The organism is Xylophilus rhododendri (assembly GCF_009906855.1).
GTDB classification, from domain to species: Bacteria; Pseudomonadota; Gammaproteobacteria; order Burkholderiales; family Burkholderiaceae_C; genus Xylophilus; species Xylophilus rhododendri.
In genome coordinates this window covers 3,401,774-3,419,876 of record NZ_CP047650.1, presented here as the reverse complement: position 1 = coordinate 3,419,876, position 18,103 = coordinate 3,401,774, and the positions used below count along the sequence as shown (strand labels likewise).

At 71.0% G+C, this 18,103-nt stretch carries 15 protein-coding genes and 1 pseudogene; 11 read left to right on the top strand and 5 right to left on the bottom strand.

Annotation, left to right across the window (positions count from 1 at the left end; genetic code table 11):
* Positions 1-101 precede the first annotated feature (101 nt).
* Both GT347_RS15795 and GT347_RS15790 read left to right on the top strand, forming a co-directional pair.
* Positions 102-1,850 carry a hypothetical protein gene (locus tag GT347_RS15795; RefSeq protein WP_160553105.1) on the top strand — a complete coding sequence of 583 codons (1,749 nt, stop codon included), beginning with the start codon at positions 102-104 and terminating at the stop codon, positions 1,848-1,850.
* A complete protein-coding gene (locus tag GT347_RS15790; RefSeq protein WP_160553104.1) occupies positions 1,847-2,242 on the top strand; it encodes a hypothetical protein in 396 nt (131 codons plus the stop codon). The genes GT347_RS15795 and GT347_RS15790 overlap by 4 nt, the downstream gene beginning before the upstream one ends.
* A gap of 653 nt (positions 2,243-2,895) precedes the next feature.
* Here the strand turns inward: GT347_RS15790 and GT347_RS15785 are convergent.
* On the bottom strand, positions 2,896-3,036 hold the full coding sequence (locus GT347_RS15785; RefSeq protein WP_160553102.1) for a hypothetical protein: 141 nt from the start codon (positions 3,034-3,036) through the stop codon (positions 2,896-2,898).
* A gap of 281 nt (positions 3,037-3,317) precedes the next feature.
* Here GT347_RS15785 and GT347_RS15780 point away from each other — a divergent pair, with 281 nt between their 5' ends.
* Positions 3,318-3,536, top strand: coding sequence for a hypothetical protein (locus GT347_RS15780; RefSeq protein ID WP_160553101.1), 219 nt, complete (start codon positions 3,318-3,320; stop codon positions 3,534-3,536).
* Between the two features lie 6 nt (positions 3,537-3,542).
* Here GT347_RS15780 and GT347_RS15775 read toward each other — a convergent pair.
* The 4 genes and pseudogenes from GT347_RS15775 to GT347_RS15760 form a co-directional block, all read right to left on the bottom strand.
* Positions 3,543-5,541: pseudogene (locus tag GT347_RS15775) on the bottom strand (acetyl-CoA carboxylase biotin carboxylase subunit).
* Positions 5,542-6,260: 719 nt separating this feature from the next.
* Positions 6,261-7,046, bottom strand: coding sequence for an enoyl-CoA hydratase/isomerase family protein (locus GT347_RS15770; RefSeq protein WP_160553100.1), 786 nt, complete (start codon positions 7,044-7,046; stop codon positions 6,261-6,263).
* Positions 7,047-7,091: 45 nt separating this feature from the next.
* Complete coding sequence (locus tag GT347_RS15765; protein ID WP_160553098.1) at positions 7,092-8,696, bottom strand: carboxyl transferase domain-containing protein; 1,605 nt, start codon at positions 8,694-8,696, stop codon at positions 7,092-7,094.
* Positions 8,693-9,865 (bottom strand): isovaleryl-CoA dehydrogenase, encoded by a 1,173-nt coding sequence (locus tag GT347_RS15760; protein ID WP_160553097.1) that lies wholly within the window; start codon positions 9,863-9,865, stop codon positions 8,693-8,695. Before GT347_RS15760 ends, GT347_RS15765 begins: the two co-directional genes overlap by 4 nt.
* 87 nt (positions 9,866-9,952) lie before the next feature.
* Between GT347_RS15760 and GT347_RS15755 the strand changes: the two genes are divergently transcribed.
* The 8 genes from GT347_RS15755 (at position 9,953) to GT347_RS15720 (ending at position 18,100) form a co-directional block, all read left to right on the top strand.
* Complete coding sequence (locus GT347_RS15755) at positions 9,953-10,987, top strand: AraC family transcriptional regulator (RefSeq protein ID WP_160553096.1); 1,035 nt, start codon at positions 9,953-9,955, stop codon at positions 10,985-10,987.
* A 100-nt stretch (positions 10,988-11,087) separates the two neighbouring features.
* Entirely contained in the window at positions 11,088-12,041 is a 954-nt protein-coding gene (locus GT347_RS15750) for a hypothetical protein (RefSeq protein WP_160553094.1), read from the top strand.
* 109 nt (positions 12,042-12,150) lie between these two features.
* Positions 12,151-13,812, top strand: a complete 1,662-nt coding sequence (locus tag GT347_RS15745) for a hypothetical protein (RefSeq protein WP_229722333.1) — start codon at positions 12,151-12,153, stop codon at positions 13,810-13,812.
* A gap of 135 nt (positions 13,813-13,947) precedes the next feature.
* A complete protein-coding gene (locus tag GT347_RS15740) occupies positions 13,948-14,916 on the top strand; it encodes a hypothetical protein (RefSeq protein ID WP_160553091.1) in 969 nt (322 codons plus the stop codon).
* Between the two features lie 35 nt (positions 14,917-14,951).
* Positions 14,952-16,073, top strand: a complete 1,122-nt coding sequence (locus tag GT347_RS15735; protein ID WP_160553089.1) for an F-box protein — start codon at positions 14,952-14,954, stop codon at positions 16,071-16,073.
* A 105-nt stretch (positions 16,074-16,178) separates the two neighbouring features.
* A complete protein-coding gene (locus GT347_RS15730) occupies positions 16,179-16,664 on the top strand; it encodes a hypothetical protein (RefSeq protein ID WP_160553088.1) in 486 nt (161 codons plus the stop codon).
* On the top strand, positions 16,625-17,056 hold the full coding sequence (locus GT347_RS15725) for a hypothetical protein (protein WP_160553087.1): 432 nt from the start codon (positions 16,625-16,627) through the stop codon (positions 17,054-17,056). Before GT347_RS15730 ends, GT347_RS15725 begins: the two co-directional genes overlap by 40 nt.
* A gap of 21 nt (positions 17,057-17,077) precedes the next feature.
* Positions 17,078-18,100: an F-box protein gene (locus GT347_RS15720; RefSeq protein ID WP_160553085.1), complete on the top strand. Its 1,023-nt coding sequence runs from the start codon at positions 17,078-17,080 to the stop codon at positions 18,098-18,100.
* Positions 18,101-18,103 lie beyond the last annotated feature (3 nt).

Genomic DNA, 18,103 nt, shown 5'->3' with positions numbered 1-18,103 from the left:
CGCTTCTTCGCCGCGGCACGGCCGGCTTCGCCCGCGAAGCGGCGCTGTCGGCCGTCCCTGCGCATCGTTGCGGACTCCGCCTGCCTGCAAACCGACCGACCATGATGCCTGCCCTCGCGAACCTGGCGGCGCCGCTGCCCGCGGCCCATCCGCCTCCTGTCGAAGCGCAAGGGTGCGCGGTGGCGGAAGTAGCGATCGAGTTCGAAGCCTATCCGCCGGAGATCCGCCTGCTCGTCAGCGAAGAATGGTTGCGCTGGCCGCTGGCCGACAACCCGCTGCTGTCGCAGGACCTCTGGAACAGCCGCCTGCAGCAGACCTTCCACGAGCCGATCGCCGCCAGCATGCTGATGCTGGCGCTGTCGTTGGCCCGGGACCCCACCGAGTTGCGGCAGGCCCTGGACGCGCTGGCGGATGCGCCGCACCGGTACCTGGGCGAATGCTGGGACCAGGCCCTGGCGTGGTTTTGCGACTGGATCGGCCGCAACCACGATCCCAGGCCGCTGGTCCTGCTTGGCGATCTGCTGGACCGGCTGCCGCCCGTGCAGCCGCTGCGCCTTCAGCTGCTGCACCGCCTGGCGGACCTGGCCCGGCGACCACGGTTCGGCGACCGGGCCGGCGTGGCCGACCGCCTCCTGAAGTCCTGCGCCGAACTTCCCGACATCCCGGCCAGCCTCTGGCGCATGCTGATGCAGCTGCAGCGCAGGGCTTTGAAAGATCCGCTGCGCGACCGGCATCCCATCGAACAGATCCCCGGCGTCGATCGGCTGCCGGCCGCGCGGCGCGAGGCGCTGGCGCTGCTGCAGCGTTGCGGCGGGCGAGCAAGACATGCGCAGTCCGCGCAGGCGCTGCAGCTGCTGATCCGGCAGGTCGAGGCGGTCGAGGATCCGGCGATCCGGTTCGAGCTGCTGGAGCTGCTGCGCGCGCGGCCGGAGCGCGGCGAGGAGCCCTGCGCGGAGTTCGACCTGGCCTCGGTGACCCAGGCCCTGCTGCGGGTACCCGGCGCCGCATGGCATGCCAAAGCCCTGCGCATGCTGTCCCTGGACGAGCTGGAACTGACACCCCGCCAGCTCATGCAGGAACTCGGCGAGCTGGCGCCGGTGCACGCGATCCGTGTGCTGGCCATGCACATCGACACGCCCGTCATCGACGCCGACGACCGGCAGGCGATGGCGGATGGCCTCATCGCGCTGCTGCAGCGCTCGCGCGAGGAGCCCTGCGGTCACCTGCAGTTTCTGCATGGCATGAGCTACTTCATCCACCGGCTCGGTCAGCCGGCCGTGATGCAGCGCTTACAGGAGCTGGCCATGGAAGACTGCACCCGGGTCGATCCCAGGTATCGCCTCGCCCTGCTGGCCGTGCTGGAACCCGGCGCCCGGTGCGGCGGCGATGTGCGGCAGCTCTGGAAACGGCACTGGCTGACCGCGCTGGCGCAGGTGTCCGGCACATTGCGCCAGGCCCGCAACGCCGCTCAGGCCTGGCCCGCCATCCAGGGCCTGCTGCCCGCGCTGCGCCAGGAGGAGAACCGCGACGCGGTGCTGCGCCTGCAGATCGACGCCCTGCCCCTGCTGCCGGCGCAGGACCAGGCGCGTGTGCTGGAGCAGATGCTCACCCACTGCCTGCGCAGCCGGTTCGACACCGACGAAGCGCACCGGGTCTTGCTGATCGAAGCCTGCCGCCGCCTGCCCTTTCACCTGCGGGCCGGCCCGCTGCGCTGCCTGCGGCGCTTCTGCGCGACGGCGCCGCAGGCCAGCGTTGCGCTGCTGACCGCGCTGCAGCGCGACACCACGCAGGCGCAGGCCGCCTGGGCCGAAAATTCGCTGGCCGTCCTCGCGAGCCGGGAGCCGGCATGAGCCTGCCGCCGATCGGCGCCCAGGGCGCGCCACCGACGCCACCCTTGCCCCAGGACGACACCGGCCTGCCGCCGCCACCGCCGCGCCTGGAGCAGACCCCGAACGAACTGCTCTGGATGATCGCGCAGGCCATCCAGCGGCAGAACCGCGACACGCCGCCGCTGGACACCGTGCTGGAGCTGCCCCGGCTCAACAGCCGCTTCGCCGCCGTCTTCGGGCAGCCCGCCGCGGCCAGCCGGGCGATGCATGCCCTGGCGCTGGCGCAGACGCCCGGCGAACTCATGGCCGCGATCGATGCGCTGGCAGACCTTCCCCGGCCTGCGCCGCCCCGTGCTGGGAGGCCGCCTGGGCGGGTGTGGACCGGTTCTGGCCGGACCACACCGACCGGCTGATCTGGCACCTGCTGGACCACCTGCCCGCGCCATGCGGGCTGCGCCAGCAGCAGATCGACCATGCCCTCGACTTTCTGCTGCGCCGCTCCTGCCATTCGCTGCAGGATGCGAGCCGGCAGCTGCTGACGCTGTGCGCGGCCACCGGCGCAATCTCCCGCGAGCGCTGGCGCAAGCTGCTGCAGCTCAAGAGCCGGGTGAGCCGCTTCCACCGCAAGCCCGCGTCCCCGCCGGACGCGGCCGGCATCACCGAAGACCAGCAGGCGCAACTGCGCCTGATGCTGGACACCCGCGAGCACGCGCGGCTGGGCGATCTGCGGGCCTTCCTCGAAATGCTCGAACGCATCGAAGCCATCGCCGACCCCGAGATACGGCTGTGCCTGCTCGAACGCCTGCAGGTCCACCTGGCCGCTCTCGGCGACGACGGCCCGGCCTGCGCCGCCCGTTGGCGCCAGGCCCTGCTGGGACTTGCAGGCAGCCCCGTGCATGCGCAGGCCCTGAAGCTGCTGCCGCGCCTCGCAGACCAGCGGCAGCGCAGCCATCTGCTGCAGAGCCTGGCCGCCTTCGGCCCGCTGCAGGCGGCGCGCATCCTCAAGGCCCACACCGACAGCTTCCGCTGCGATGCCGACAGCCTGCAGCAGTTGTGCGACGCCTGCCTAGCGCTGATCGAACGCGCCCAGGCCTCGCCATGCGAACACCAGCAAGTGCTCCTGCTGCTGGCCGGCGCCCGATTCATCGGCCTTCCGGCGCTGGCCCGCCAGCTGCTGGCGCAATGCGCCGAGCTGCCAACGTGCCACCGCGTGGCCGTGCTGGTGGGCGTGCGTCGGACGGCCCGGGCGTCGCCGGAATTCCAGCGCCTGTGGCTGGCGCAGTGGCTGCCCGCGCTGGGCGAGACCACCACGGCGCTGAGCCAGGCCACGGAGCCGGCGGAGATCCGCAACTGGCTGCTCGCCCTGCTGCCGGCGCTGCCGCACACGCCGCTGATCGTGCTGCCCCGCCTGCTCGGTGCCCTGCCGGAGCTGGATCCCGAGGAGCAGGCGCAGATCCTGGTCTGGGCGGCCCCCGTGTGCCGGACCGCTTGTCCTCCAGGCCGGTGCTCGAGACCGATTTCCAGGAACTGCTGGACCACTGTGCCGCGCTGCCTTTCTATCTGCGCCCGGCGGTGCTGCAAGCCTTCTCCTACCTGGACTCCGGCGAACGCCCCTCGCGTGCCCGCTGGCATGAGATCCGCGACCGGACTCGGGCCGAGGCCCGCGCCTGGCTGCAGGCGCATGCGGCCGACGCGGCCAGCGGCTGAGCCGCCTCAGGCCTGCAGCACCAGCAGCGGCGCGCCCTCGGCCACCTGGTCGCCGGGCGCGTACAGCAACTCCTGCACCAGGCCATCGGCCGGCGCGGCGATGGTGTGCTCCATCTTCATCGCCTCCATCACCGCCAGCGGCTGGCCGCGCGCCACCCGCTCGCCGGCCTTCACCGCGAAGGACAGCAGCTTGCCCGGCATGGGTGCTGTCAGCCGGCCGCCGCTGTCCTGGGCGTGGCCGGCATGGGCCAGCGGATCGACGATGGCGATGGCCGCCGCACCCCGGTCGGTGAAGACCTGGGCCTGCTGCCCATGCCGGTGCACGAAGGCGGTGATGCGCCGGCCGCCCAGGCGCAGGTCGATGGCGCCGTCGGCGGCCGGCGACCAGGACAGGGGCTCCGCGGTTCCGCCGACGGCCAGCGAGAGGCTGCCGTCGCGCCCGCGCTCCAGCACCGCCTGCACCGGCTCGCCGCGCCATTCGAAGGCGAAGGGCCGCCGCATGGCGCCGTGCGAACGCCAGCCCTGGCGGTTGGCGAAGGGGTCGCCGCCTTGCGACAGCCGTTCTTCGTCGGCCAGCTGCTGCACCACGGCGGCCGCGGCGGTCAGCGGAAGGCCGAGTTCGTCCTGGTCGAACAGCACGGCCCGTTCACGCTCGATCAGCGCCGTGTCCAGCCGCGCCTCGGCGAAGGACGGGCTCTGCACCACCCGGCGCAGGAACTGCACATTGGTCGGCAGGCCGACGATGCGCACCCGCGCCAGGGCGGCATCGAGCCGGGCCAGCGCCTCCTGCCGCGTGGCGCCGTGCACGATCAGCTTGGCGATCATCGAATCGTAGAAGGGCGTGATGGTGTCGCCCTCGCGCACCCCGTCGTCGATTCGCAGCGGGCCGCGACTGAAATGGTGGGCGTCCGCGGGCGTGCGGTAGACGGCGAGCGTGCCGGTGGTCGGCAGGAACTGCTTGTCGGGGTTCTCGGCGCAGATGCGCGCCTCGATGGCATGGCCCTGGATGCGCAGGTCCTGCTGGCGCAACGGCAGCGGCTCGCCGCAGGCCACACGCAGCTGCCACTCGACCAGGTCCAGGCCGGTGATCGCCTCGGTGACCGGGTGCTCGACCTGCAGGCGGGTGTTCATCTCCATGAAGAAGAAGTCCATGGCGCCGTCGTCGCGTTGTTCGACGATGAACTCGACAGTGCCGGCGCCCACGTAGTCCACCGCGCGTGCCGCCGCCACGGCGGCCTGGCCCATGCGCTGGCGCAGGGCTTCCGTCATGCCGGGTGCGGGGGCTTCTTCCAGCACCTTCTGGTGGCGGCGCTGCACCGAGCAGTCGCGCTCGAACAGCCAGACGTAGTTTTGCTGCGTGTCGCCGAAGACCTGGATCTCGATGTGCCGGGGGCGCTGGACGTATTTCTCGACGAGGACGGCGTCGTTGGCGAAGCTGTTCTGCGCCTCGCGCTGGCAGGAGGCCAGGGCCGCGGCGAAGTCTTCGTCGCGCTCGACGATGCGCATGCCCTTGCCGCCACCGCCGGCGCTGGCCTTGATGAGCACCGGGTAGCCGATGCGGGCGGCCTGTTGCTGCAGCAGCTGCGGGTTCTGGTCCGCGCCGTGGTAGCCGGGGACCAGGGGGACGCCGGCCTGCTCCATGCGCTGCTTGGATTCGGCCTTGAGGCCCATGGCCCGGATGGCCTGGGGGATGGGCCGATGAAGCGGAGGCCGGCATCTGCGCAGGCTGTGGCGAAGTCTGCGTTTTCGCTCAGGAAGCCGTAGCCGGGGTGGATGGCTTCTGCGCCTGTTTGCTGGGCTGCCTGCAGGATGTGCTGCCACTTCAGGTAGCTTTCCTGGGGGTATTGCCTCCCAGGGGGACTGCTTCGTCGCAGGCTGCTACGTGCTTGGCGTTTGCGTCTGCTTCGGAGTAGATGGCTACTGTCTTGATGCCTAGTTTTTGGGCCGTGGAGGCTACTCGGCAGGCTATTTCGCCTCGGTTGGCTATCAGGATTTTTTTGAACATTTTGGGGCTTGTCTTCCTGTTGATTCGCGTTGGTCTCCTGGCGGAGGGCGGAGCTGGGGCTGCGCGCCCCAGACCGCGCTCACTTTCTTTGCTTCGCCAAAGAAAGTAAGCAAAGAAAGGCGACCCAGCTGCGGGAGTCCCCCTCTTCGAGGGGGGCACGCTGCGGTGCTCGCAAAGGCGGGGTCCACGACAACTCGCTACGCTGCGCTTCGCTCAAACAGGTCGTGGCCCTGATCCGCCTTTGCTCCGCTCCTCGCTCACCCGCAGATGGGACCCGGGGAGCGGGAGCGGGGACAGCGGCTGCTTCGCAGCGCAACGGGCCATCGCTGCGCTCGGCCTGGGTTTGAAAGGCGGCGCTCAGTGTGGGGCGGTATTCAATCGGAGGCCGAGCGCAGCGACGGCCCGTCGCCCTGCGAAGCAGTGGCTGTCCCCGCTCCCGGGTCCCGTCTGCGGGTGAGTGAGGAGCGCAGCAAAAGCGGATCAGGGCCACGACCTGTTTGAGCGAAGCGAGTTGTCGTGGACCCCGCTTTTGCGAGCACCGCAGCGTGCCCCCTCCGCAGGAGGGGGACTCCCGCAGCCGGGTCGCCTTTCTTTGCTTACTTTCTTTGGCGAAGCAAAGAAAGTGAGCGCGGTCTGGGGCGCGCAGCCCCAGCTCCGCCCTCCGCAGGAGAACAGCCCCAGCAAGGCACCACCACCACCCCAGCAGCGGCAGCAACCATTCATCCCAACACCCACCCAGGAGCCCGCTTCCCAAGAAAGGCCCGCACCCCTTCCACCCCTTCGGCAGAAGCCCGAATATCCGCAATCCCTTCAACCGTCAGCGCCACAAGCGCATCGTCAAGAACAGCCCCATCGACCGAATCGATCAAAAGCTTGGCAGCCCGCACCGCAGCCGGACTCCCTTGGCAAACAGCCTTCACGATCCCATCGACACAGCCATCAAGCGCCTCAACCGAGTCGACAAGCTGGTGCACCAGCCCCACCCGAAGCGCCTCCCCCGCCGAGAAGCGCTCAGCCGTCAAGAAGTAGCGCTGCGCAGCCCGCCGCCCGATGGCCCGGATCACATATGGACTGATGGTCGCCGGCACCAGCCCGATCCGCGTCTCGCTCAGGCAAAACCCGGCCGAGTCGATGGCCACAGCGATATCGCAAGCCGCCACCAGCCCCATGCCCCCGGCATAGACATCCCCCTGCACCCGCGCCACCACCGGCTGCGGACAGGAAGCGATGGTCCGCAGCATGCGAGCCAGCGCACCGGCATCGGCGACGTTCTCCTCCCGGCTGTAATCGGCCATGCGCCGCATCCAGTTCAGGTCGGCGCCGGCACAAAAGGCCGGCCCCTCGGCCGCCAGCACGATGCAGCGCACATCCTCACGCGCCGACAGCCCCACAAAGGCCGCGTCGAGTTCGGCGATCAGCCGCTCGTCGAAGGCGTTGCGCACCTCGGGCCGCGCCAGCGTGACACGCGCCACGGTCTGCAGAACTTCGACTTTCAACAAGGCCATCACGGCTCCCCGCATGGTTTGGATAAGACTTCGACCATCGCGCCCTCACATGCGGAACACACCGAACTTCGGCTCGCGCACCGACGAATGGCGCGCCGCCGCCAGCCCCAGCGCCAGCACCCGCCGGGTGTCCGCCGGATCGATCACCCCGTCGTCCCACAGCCGCGCGCTGGCGTAGTAGGGATGGCCCTGGCGCTCGTACTGCTGGCGGATCGGCGCCTTGAAGGATTCCTCCTCTTCGGCCGACCACTGGCCGCCCTTGGCCTCGATGCCGTCGCGCCGCACCGTGGCCAGCACACTCGCGGCCTGCTCGCCGCCCATCACCGCGATGCGCGCGTTCGGCCACATCCACAGGAAACGCGGGCTGAAGGCCCGGCCGCACATGCCGTAATTGCCGGCGCCGAAACTGCCGCCGATGATCACGGTGAACTTGGGCACATTGGCCGTGGCCACCGCCGTCACCATCTTGGCGCCGTGGCGGGCGATGCCCTCGTTCTCGTACTTGCGGCCGACCATGAAGCCGGTGATGTTCTGCAGGAAGACGATGGGCGTGCCGCGCTGGCAGCACAGCTCGATGAAGTGCGCGCCCTTCTGCGCCGACTCCGAGAACAGGATGCCGTTGTTGGCGACGATGCCCACCGCCTGGCCCTCGATGTGGGCGAAGCCGCAGACCAGGGTGGCGCCGAAACGCGCCTTGAACTCGTGGAACTCGCTGCCATCGACGATGCGGGCGATGATCTCGCGCACGTCGAAGGGCTTGCGGGTGTCGGCCGGGATCACGCCGTAGAGCTCCTGCGCATCGAAGCGAGGCGGCTCGGCGGGGCGCTGCGCCGCGAAGGGCTTTTGCGCGGCGGTATGGCCCACGGCGGCGCGGGCCAGGGCCAGGGCATGCAGGTCGTCCTGCGCCAAGTGGTCGGCCACGCCGGAGAGCCGGGTGTGCACGTCGCCGCCGCCCAGGTCCTCGGCGCTCACGACTTCGCCGGTGGCGGCCTTCACCAGCGGCGGGCCGCCGAGGAAGATGGTGCCCTGCTTGGCCACGATGATGGATTCGTCGCTCATCGCCGGCACATAGGCGCCGCCGGCCGTGCAGCTGCCCATCACCACGGCGATCTGGGCGATGCCCTGGGCGCTCATCTGGGCCTGGTTGTAGAAGATGCGGCCGAAATGATCGCGGTCGGGAAAGACCTCGTCCTGGTTGGGCAGGTTGGCGCCGCCGGAGTCCACCAGGTAGATGCAGGGCAATCGGTTCTGCTCGGCGACCTCCTGGGCGCGCAGGTGCTTCTTCACCGTCATGGGGAAGTAGGTGCCGCCCTTGACCGTGGCGTCGTTGCAGACGATGACGCAGTCGCGGCCCGAGACGCGGCCGATGCCGGCGATCAGGCCGGCGCCGGGCGCCGCGTCCTCGTACATGCCGTGGGCGGCCAGCGGGGCGATCTCCAGGAAGGGCGTGCCGGGATCGAGCAGGCGCTCCACCCGCTCGCGCGGCAGCAGCTTGCCGCGGGCCACGTGTTTGGCGCGGGCGGCTTCACCGCCGCCGGCAGCGATGCGGGCGACCTGGGCGTGCAGGTCGTCGACCTGGGCCCGCATGGCCTGGGCGTTGGCCTGGAATTCGGCCGAACGGGGGTTGAGTTGGCTTTCGAGCGCGCTCATGCGGTTTCCGCGAAGAGTTCGCGCCCGACCAGCATGCGCCGGATCTCGCTGGTGCCCGCGCCGATCTCGTAGAGCTTGGCGTCGCGCCACAGCCGCTCCACCGGGAAGTCCTTGGTGTAGCCCACGCCGCCCAGGGCCTGGATCGCCTCGCCGGCCATCCAGGTGGCCTTCTCGGCGGAATACAGGATGGCGCCGGCCGCGTCCTTGCGCAGGGTGCGGGCATGGTCGCCGCGGTCGCAGGCCTTGCCCAGGGCGTAGACATAGGCGCGGGTGGCCTGCCAGGTGGTGTAGAGGTCGGCCACCTTGCCCTGCATCAGCTGGAATTCGCCGATGGCCTGGCCGAACTGCCTGCGTTCGTGCACATAGGGCAGCACCGCGTCCATGCAGGCGGCCATGATGCCGAGCGGGCCGCCGGAGAGCACGGCGCGTTCGTAGTCCAGGCCGCTCATCAGCACCCGTGCGCCATTGCCTTCGCCGCCGAGCACGTTCTCGGCCGGCACCTCGCAGTCGTCGAAGAAGAGCGGATAGGTGTTGCTGCCGCGCATGCCCAGCTTGTCGAGCTTGGCGCCGGCCGAGAAGCCCTTGAAACCCTTCTCGACGATGAAGGCCGTCATGCCCTTGGCGCCGGCCGCCGGGTCGGTCTTGGCGTAGATGACGAGGGTGTCGGCATCGCCGCCGTTGGTGATCCACATCTTGCCGCCGTTGAGCACATAGCGGTCGCCCTTCAGCTCGGCGCGCAGCTGCATGCTGACCACGTCGGAGCCGGCGCCCGGCTCGCTCATGGCCAGGGCGCCCACATGTTCGCCGCTGACCAGTTTGGGCAGGTAGCGGGCCTTCTGCGCCGCATCGCCGTTGCGGTGAATCTGGTTGACGCAGAGGTTGCTGTGCGCGCCATACGACAGGCCGACCGAGGCCGAGGCGCGCGAGACTTCCTCCAGCGCCACCAGATGCGCCAGGTAGCCCATCTGCGTGCCGCCATATTCCTCGGACACGGTCATGCCGTGCAGGCCCATGTCGCCGAGCTTCTTCCAGAGGTCGGCGGGAAAGAGGTTGTCGCGGTCCACCTGCGCGGCGCGCGGGGCGATCTCGGTGGCGGCGAAGTCGGCCACGGCATCGCGCAGGGCGTCGACGGTGTCGCCGAGGCCGAAGTCCAGTCCGGGTAGCTGCATTTGGTTTGTCTCCTGTCGGAGCCGCCAGCCTACGCCTCGCAGCGCCGCATATGGCGCCACAATGGTTGCAAATCCTGCCACCGAGCCATGCCCGTTCCAGCCAAGAAAAACGCCAGTGCCGCCACGCCCATGGCCTTCGCCCGTGCGGCCCTGACCGCCTACGAACTGCGCGGCCTGGACCCCGGCCCGGCGCTTCGCCAGGCACGGATCGCGCCGCGCGAGCTGCGCCTGCGCGACGGCCGCATCACCGCAGCGCAATTCGAGGCCCTGTGCGCCCATGCGATGCAGGAGCTCGACGACGAGGCCCTGGGCTGGTTCTCGCGCCGCCTGCCCTGGGGCAGCTACGGCATGCTGTGCCGGGCCTCGGTCACCGCGCCCACCCTGGGCGTGGCGCTGGCGCGCTGGTGCCGCCATCACCGGCTGCTGACGGACGATGTGCTGCTGCACCTGGCGGTGGACGGCGACATCGCCAGCCTGCGCCTGCAGGAGCAGCGGCCCATCGCGCCCGCGCTGCGCGAGCTTTGCCATGTGACGCTGCTGCGCAATCTGCATGGCTTCGCCAGTTGGGCGATCGACTCGCGCATCGCCCTGCGGCAGGCGCGGCTGGCCTATGCCGCGCCGCGCCATGCCGCCGTGTATGCGCTGCTGTTCGCCTGCCCGCTGCACTTCGATTGCGAGGGCAGCGGCATGCTTTTCGATGCGCGTTACCTCGGTCTGCCGCTGGTGCGCGACGAGGCCGCCACCCGCGCCATGCTGCAGCGCGCCCTGGCGCTGACGGTGCGCCAGTACCGGCGCGACCGGCTGCTGGCCGAGCAGGTGCGCGAACAGCTGCGCCAGCAACCCTTCGCCACGGCCGACTCGGTGGCCGCGGCCCTGAACCTGTCGGCGCGCAGCCTGCACCGCCAGCTGCACGAGGAGGGTTTTGCCCTGCAGGCGCTGAAGGACGAGACCCGCCTGGCCCTGGCCCAGTCGCTGCTGCGCGGCAGCGGCCGGCCGATCAAGCAGGTGGCGCTGGCCGCGGGTTTTCGCAACGAAAAGAGTTTCGCGCGCGCCTTCGCCTTGTGGACCGGCCAGGCGCCCGGACGCTGGCGGGCGGATGCGCGGGAGCTGCAGGGCGGCTGAGCGGGGCTGCTTCGGCGCGTCGATGAAGTCTTCGGGTTCTCCAGGGCCGCCGCGACGGCCGGGTTTTGAAATCGCGGGTTTCCGCTTCCGAACGACCGCCATGAACGCTGCCTTCCCCTCCTCTTCTGCCGTGAGTGCCGGCACCGTGTGCAAGGAGGCGGTCATCGAGCAGCTTCCTCCGGCCGGCGACCCCGTGTCGCTTGTCCCGCAGGAACTGGCCCCGCTTCAGGCCGGTGACCCCAGGCACCTGGAATCGCCGGCGCCGGAAATGCTGGGCACGATCTTTGGATACCTGAGCAGTCCGAAAGACCTGGCGGCGGTGCGCGGCACCAGCCGCAAGCTGCAGCGTGCCGTGGCGGAGCAATGGACCAGCGCCTCCCTGGTCTGGATGCTGCAGAACGCAAGCGATCTTCCTGAAGCGCTGGAACGCGCCGTGCGGGAGACCGCATCCATGCAGCGGCTGATCCTGGTGCTGCCGGCACTGCGCACGGCCATCCTCGTCCTGCCGGCGTTGTCGCCGGCCCAACGCCGCGCCTGGCTGTCGCGCCTGTCCGAAGTGGTGGATGCCAGGTTCCCGCCCGGCGCCCCGCGCGAGCAGCTGCACCGCCTGATCGACGCGGTCGCGCAGCTGGAGCGCAGGCCGGCCGATCCGCAGCGCGGGCGGGCTGCGTTCGATCTGTTGATGGCGCAGTTCACCGAGTTGCGGCCATCCCCCCGCCAGGTGCTCTGCCGCGCGCTGGCCGAGGCGTTCGAGGCGGGTGTCTTCGGCGACGAGAGTGGCGAGGCCGCGGAAGCCCCGCCCGATCCCCGCCTGACACGGATGTTCCACCAGCTGCTGGCGAGGTGGTCGCCGGGCGGTGGCCCCATGATGGGGGACCACCTGCTCCAGGCCGCGGAGCGCCTGCATCCCAGCCAATCCGACCTGGCGAACTGGGCCGTGCTGGGCAGCCTCCACCATGCGCGCGAGCGGAGGTCGTATATGCATTCAGCCAGCGCTGCCGCGGCCGCCCGGCCCATTCGTAGGATGCTCCCCGAGCTGCCGGATATCCACTGAGCCGGCCGCGGTGCGCGCTTCGCCGCGCCGCCGCGATCTTCGGGCGGTGCGGGTCCCGCGCTGGGGGCTGGCTCCTCCAATCGGGGTTCCTTCCTGCCCGCGAGCATCCATGCATCCCGTTTTTTCCACTCACCGGGCGCGGCTCGCCGATCCGGCATCCTGTGTCGTCCCCGCGCCGGCCGATCGCCTGTCCGGCATGCCGGGTCCGCTGCCACCGCAGCCGCAGGATCTGCCGGGCGGGCCGCTGTCTCGCCTCGACAATCCGCGCGACCTGGCCGGCGTGTGGGCCGGCAGCCGCGCACGGCAGGCCGATGCGGCGCAGGAGAGGGCCGCCGCCCGCATAGGCGCCCGGCTGCAGGCGGCCGACGATGTGCCCGCCGCGCTGCAAGCTGCGCTGCGCGACATCGCCGCCCTGCCCTCCGGCTCCGCCGCGTCCCTGCGGGCGATGCGCATCGCCGTGCTGAGCGTGCTGCGCCTGCCGTCCGGGCAGCGCGCCACCTGGCTTTCCTGCCTGTCCGAGGCGGCGCAGGACCGGTTCGCGCGTTCGGCCGATTCGGGCCGGCTGTGGCGCCTGATCGACGCGGTGGCGGAACTGGGCCGCAGGCCGGCGCCGCACGCCCCGGGATTCGCCGAATTCGAGCTGCTGCTGGCGCAGGCCGGCGACCTGCAGCCCCGCACCCGGCGTGCCCTGCACCTGGCCCTGGCCGAGGCCTTCCGGCGATGCGCGCTGGCCTGCCAGCCCGATGGCGGACCCCATCAGCCGAATGCCTTGACCACGCCCGCGCGGCTGCTGCATGCGGCCGACGATGGGGCGCCGGAGGGGACATCGGCCCGCCTGCCGGCGCCACCCCCGACCCGATCCGCGGGCCGCGGCCTGCTGCAGCTGCCGGTGGAACTGCAGCAGGCGGTGGCGGCACGGTTGTGCGAAGCGGACCTGGCAGCGCTCAGCCGGAGCTGCGGGGCCCTGCATGCCGTGCTCGCGCCCGATCTGGAACGCGCCCGCGATGCCGCATCGCTGGCCCGGGCCGCCGACCTGCCGCAGGCGCTGGCTGCGACCCTGCCGCGGATGCGCGCCATCGTGCATCCCGGCCTGCTGCTGCGCTCCTTGCGCAGCGCCACGCTGGCGACGATGCGCTTGCCGCGGACGCAGCGCGAGCCCTGGCTGCGCCAGCTGTCGGCCATCGCGGCCGGCAAGGATCTGGCGGATGCGCCGCGCGGCGCGGTGATGCGTTTCATCGAGGCGGCGGCGGACCTGGGCAGGCGCCCGGTGCCGGCGGCGCGTGCATGCCAGGCGCTCAACGCATTGCTGAACGACGCCACCCGGCTGACGCGCGGCGACACGCTGCTGCTCTACCTCGCCGTCGCCGAGGCCCTCTGGGCCGGCGTGCTGAACCCGCCGGCATGGCCAGGCTCCGGCGAGCCCGCCGCGCTGCGCCTGTTCATGCGCATGATGTCCCGTATCGACTATTGGGCGCACGAGTCCTCCGCGCCGGTGCTGCGGGTGATGCTGCTGGGCCTGCGCAGCCTGAGCCGGCGTCAGCTGGAGATGGCCCATGTGACGGTGCGGCGGGAGGTGCAGCTCCTGGGGCCCGATCTGCAGGCCATCGGACTCGAATGCCTGCACCAGGGCCTGCTGGCCGTGATGCCGCACACGGACTGGCGCATCGCGGAGACCCGCGCGATGTTGAAGGGCTGCCCGGCCGGGCAGGTGCGCGCGGCGGTCGAGGCGGTGCGCGCGCAGCTCGACGACCTGCACCAGCGCAACACCTGAGGCCGGCCCCGCAGGTGCTGCCGGTGCCGCTGACTGGAGACGGCCGCTTCGAAACGCCGAACGCGTCTTCGTGTTGCGCTCACCGGCTTGGCCGCGAAGCCTTGAAATGACGGCCTTTCCCGCGAACGCTCTTCCATGTACTTTCCCGCCACCCACTCCACCTCCTCCACCCGCTCCGACCTCGGCGCAAGCGTCGGCGATGCCGGCCAGCGCACCGACGATCCCGCCAGCGATGCGCCTGTGCAAGCGCGGCACGAGCCGGGTCCGCTGGGTGAACTGTCCGCGCGCACCCCGAGCCCCCTGCCCGCGGCCTCGCAGGCGCAAGCCCTGAGCCACGCGCTGCTGCAATACGACGACGATATTTCATCGGTGCTGGCCGTGAAGATGCCGCGCATCAGCGCCCTCGGCTCCCTGGCCGAGGCACGGGTGGTGGTGCATGCCGCCGTGGCGGCCATCCTGGGCTGTCAGCTCTGGCAACGCGGGCGGTGCCTGCGGCAGCTGTCGGCCGGCGTGGCGGCGATGCCGCTGGCGAGCCACGAGGTGGAGCAGTTGCAAGCCATCGTCGCCGCGGCCGAGGACGCGAGCCTGGACTTCTTCGGCCCCGTGCCGGCGGACAAGGGATTCGCGGCCTTCGAGACCCTGCTGGCCGCAAGCGCGGACCTGCCGCAGGCGGGGCTCAGGCGGCTCTACCGCGCACTCGCCGGCGCGCTGTACAGAAGCGTCCTCGGCCACCGCGACGACTCCGTGGCGCCGGACCCGCGTGTGACGCAGATGTTTCGCGACCTGCTGGGCCGCATCCAGTCCTGGCCGCCGCAAGACAGCAGGCATGTTCTGGAAGACCTGCTGCTGGCCATGCGCATCCTGCCCCCGCGCGCCCAGGAGTCGATATTCGTCGCCGCCCTGTCGGCGGTCGATCGCATGGAACCGCAGTGGCGGGCGCAAGGGCTGGCCTGCCTGGCCGAGGGCATCCTCACCTATGGAGACATCAGCCCGCTCGAAAAAGCGGTGCACAGTGAACTGGCAACTTATCCGCCGATCGAGCAACGCGGGGCGACCCGTGCGGCAGAGAGAAAGCGCCGTGAACTGGAAGCCGGCTGGCGCTGAAGCCCACCCCCGCCTTGCGACCAGCGAGTGCTGCAATGCACCCAGCTTTCCCCGGGCCATCGGCCATCCTGGCGGGTGCCGCCGCCAGCCACCGGGCCGGCGCGCATGATCCGCCAGCACCGGCAGCCGATGCCGACGGTCGGGCAGCACCGCCCCAGCCTGCGCTGGACGCCCTGGCCCTTCTGCCGGTGGAGCTGTGGCAGCAGGTGTTTTCCCACCTGGGGCCGCGCGAGCTGGCGGCGGTGGCGGGCACCAGCCGCGGCCTGCGGGCCTGCGTGGCGCAGGAGCGGGCCCGCAGTTTTGTCGTGCAGGGGCTGCCGTGCGCGGCCGATCTGCCGGCGGCGCTGGAGCGGGCCTTGTGGGAGATCGCCGGCATCGACCGGCTGCCGCTGGCGCGCCCGGCGCTGCAGGTGGCCACGCTGGCCGTGCTGGGCCTGCCGCCCTGGCAGCGCCATGCCTGGATCGCGCGCCTGGGCCATGAAATCGACGCCAAGGGCTTCCCGCGAAACGAGCGGCTGCGGCTGCGCCGTTTGGGCACGGCGGTGGCGATCCTGGGCCGGTGGCCGGCACGGGCGGACAGCGGTTTCGCCGCCTTCGGCTGCCTGATAGACGGCTGCGCCGACCAGTCCGACGCGGTGCAGGACACCGTGTACCGCGCGATCGCCGGCGCCTTCTGGGCAGGCGCCCTGGGCCCCCAGGGCGCCGCCGGCACGCCGCACGACCCGCGGGTGCTGCCGATGTTCGTCCACCTGCTGGAACGGGTGCGGAACTGGCCGGACGAGCGGGCGATCCAGGTTCTGGCCCCCTTGCTGCTGGGCATGCACAGCCTGCATCCGGGCGAGCGGGTACAGGGGCTGACCCACGCCTGGCCGGCGATCCTTCGACTGAAGTCCACGGCCTGGGCCGTCGCGATGGAGTGCACCTACTGGGGCGGCATCACCCTCGACCCCGATCCGGAGCTGATGATGGTGCACACCGTCGCCGCGCTCATGCGCCACCCGGTGCGGCGCGAGGTGCAGGAACTCGTCGGCGAGCGGCGCCGCGCACTGCGCAAGGTTTTCGAGCTGAACCGGCGCAGGACCCTGCAGGCCCGGCAGACCGACGAGGCCCGCCCGGCCAAGCGCGCACGGCCCGATCCATCCGGCGCGCAGGCCTGAGACGGCGTTTCGGTGGGCGCGCCGCCGCTTCGTGCGGCGGTTTCCGGCCCGCGCGGCGGGGCATTGGAATCGAGTCCCCTCGCTGCCGACGAAGACCCGCACACCATGCTCCATCTCAACGCCGACCCCGGCGCCGCCGTTCGTGCGGCCGACACTGTCACCACACAGGATCCAGGCCAGCCGGATACCCACGTCATCGATGAGGAACTGGCCCCCCTGCCCGGCCCGCTGCAGATGCTGCCGACCGAGATGCTCGACCGCATCGTCCTGTGCCTCGACGACCCGCGCGACGTCGGCGCCCTGTGGGCGACCAGCCGCCGCCTGCAGGCCTGCACCGCGCAGGCGCGCAGCAGCGCGCTGGTGGTCAGGAACCTGCAGACAGCCCGCGACCTGCCGGCCGCGCTCCAGGCGGCGCTGCCGGAACTGGCCCGCATCACCCGTCTGCCCTTGTTGCTGCCCGCGCTGCGCATCGCCATCCTGAGCGTGGCCTTGCTCGCACCCGGGCAGCGTGCGGACTGGCTGGCCCGGCTGCTGGAGATGGTGGAACGCCCATGCACACCCCCGTGTGGCGCACCCGCCTGCGCGAGCTGATCGCGGCGGTGGAGCGGCTGGACGGCCAGCCACAGGACGTGGAGGCGGCACTGGCCGCCTTCGAGCTGCTGCTGGCCGAGGCGCGCGGCCTGCATCCCCGCGCCCAGCGCAGGCTCTACCTGGCCGTGGCGCAGGCCTTCAGCACGGGTGCACTGGGCGATGCGTACCACCGCACCGAAAAGACGAACCAGGCGGTGTCCCGGATCTTTCGCCGTCTGCTGGCCCTGGTACAGGATTGGTCGCTGAAAACGGAGTGCGGGCTCCAAATGACGGAGGCGCTCCTGGCCAGCCCTCCTTACTTTCCGCTGCGCGATCGCCAGGCCTTGCACATCGCGTTGCTGGAGACCTTGCACGGCATCGTGACCGGTGGCACCGAACTGCACGCGGCCTGAAGACCGCAGGAGAAGCCAGCCATGACCCTTCCTCCTGCGAACCTCGGCGCCGCGTCAGGACGTCACAAGCCAGGCGGTCCCGCGTCCGTCCATGCCGATGCAGACGGCACCGAAGACGCCGGGGTCGGCAGCTCCGAACCGAGTCTGCTGGAAACCCTGCCGGTGGAGCTGCAGCAACGGACCTTCGCCTTCCTGTCCGCACCTGATCTGCAGGCGCTGGCCCACACCAGCAAGGCCCTGAACGCGATCGTGGGCGCGGACCTGGCCCGTGCCCGCGCGGCGGTCCGGCTGGCTTCGGCGGCCGACCTGCCGGCGGCACTGGCGGCGGTGCTGCCGCAGATCCATTTCATTGCCCATCCGGCGCTGGCGCGGCGCGCGCTGCTCAGCGCCACCCTGGCCGTCTTGCGGCTGCCGCTGCCGCAGCAGGAGCCGTGGTTGACCCGGCTGGCCGGCATCGCCGCGGGCAAGGCCCTGGGGCGCAAGGCCCAGGCCGAACTGCTGCGTTTCATCGCGGCGGCCACCAGCCTGGGCCAGCGTCCGGTGGAGGCGGAGCGGGGATTCGCGGCGCTCGACACCCTGCTCGGAGCCGACTTCCTGCTGCCGCAGGTCGAGCAGCAGCGCCTGTATCTGGTACTGGCCGAGGCTTTCTGGTCCGGCGTACTGGGCGAGCAGGCCCTCGGCAGCGAACTCGCCCCCACGGTGCTGAGCATGTTCCTGCACTTGCTGTGGCAACTGAAATCCTGGCCGCAGGAGCGCCAGATGCCGGTGCTGCGGGTGCTGCTGCTGGGGGTGCGCAGCGTGAATCCGCTGTCGATGGAGATCGCCCATTTCCACGCACTGGCGCACATCGTGCGGTTCGACCCCCCTCTGCGCGCGATCGCGCTGGCATGTTTGCGCCAGGGTGTGCAGCGCCCGGTTCCGTGTACCAACTGGTATGTCGAGTCCCTGCAGTCGCGACTGGCGCTCCACACGCCGCAAGAACGAGATGCGGCAGAGGCCTGCATGCAGGAACAGCTCCAGGACCTGCATGCCCGTTACGGCTGAGCC